This is a genomic window from bacterium (genome assembly GCA_026398675.1).
GTDB lineage: Bacteria > RBG-13-66-14 > RBG-13-66-14 > RBG-13-66-14 > RBG-13-66-14 > RBG-13-66-14.
Window position 1 is genome coordinate 1 of the sequence record JAPLSK010000412.1, and the last position, 916, is coordinate 916.

Here is a 916-nt window from a genome sequence, read left to right on the forward strand (position 1 = left end):
CCTCCTCGGTGAACTCCACCCCCAGACCCAGGGCGACCCGGTTGACGAAGTTGAAGTAGCTCGCCGTCAGGTTGAGGTTGAGAATCTCCTTGTCGGAGAACCCCTGCCCGCGCAGGAGGTAGATGTCCTCCTCGGAAACCTCGGCGGGCGTGAGGGTCAGCTTGATGACGTAGGCGAGCATGGCCTTGACCCTCTCCGGCAGCTCCACGCTATCGATGTCCTCGGCGAAGAGCTCGACCAGCTCGCGGTCCTTCCAGTAGTGGAGGAGCGCCTCGGCGTGGTGGCGGACGCAGTAATCGCAGCCGTTTATCTGCGATACGACGACCCCGATCATCTCCCGCTCCACCCGGCTCAACCCCTTCTTGGAGAACATGACCGAGAGGTAGAACTCCATGTGGGTCTCGATGGAGCGCGGATCGAGGCTCTGCACCTTCATGATGTTGGATAGCTTGCCCCTCCGACGCTCGATGTAGGTGTAGATTTCCTTGAGCATCGGGTCCGCCTCGGTCTTCTCTAACACCTTGATCCAGGCCATGTCGCTCCTTCTACTCGCGGGTGCGGGTGAGGTCGCAGAAAAGGCTGGACGAATCCACCACGGTGAACCGCGCTTCGGCCCCGAGCCCGCGGGTCAGAACCCGGAACTCCTCCTCCACCACCGTCTCCGCCCGGAAGCCGTCCCGGCAGACGATGACGCCGTCGCCGGTGCGCCCCTCGTCTATCTTCCCCAGCAGACCGGCCTCGGATTGCCGCCGGAACCACTCCAGGCGGTGGTCCCAGAACTCGGCGGCGTAGCTGGAAAAGAGGGCGGTTCCGCCGGGGCGTGTGACGCGGAGGGCTTCTATGATTAAACCACGCCGGTCCGCCCCGAAGGCCGAGACGCCGTTCTGGGCGCAGACCACCACGTCGAAAGAACCGT

Annotated in this window: 2 protein-coding genes; both read right to left on the bottom strand. The window is 63.6% G+C overall.

Translation table 11 applies throughout. The annotated features are described in order from the left end of the window. A partial coding sequence (locus NTW26_12010; GenBank protein MCX7022972.1) for a peroxidase-related enzyme occupies positions 1-535 on the bottom strand: 535 nt, incomplete at its 3' end. Positions 536-545: 10 nt separating this feature from the next. Beyond that, positions 546-916 (bottom strand): class I SAM-dependent methyltransferase (locus NTW26_12015; GenBank protein ID MCX7022973.1); only part of this gene is annotated, 371 nt, incomplete at its 5' end.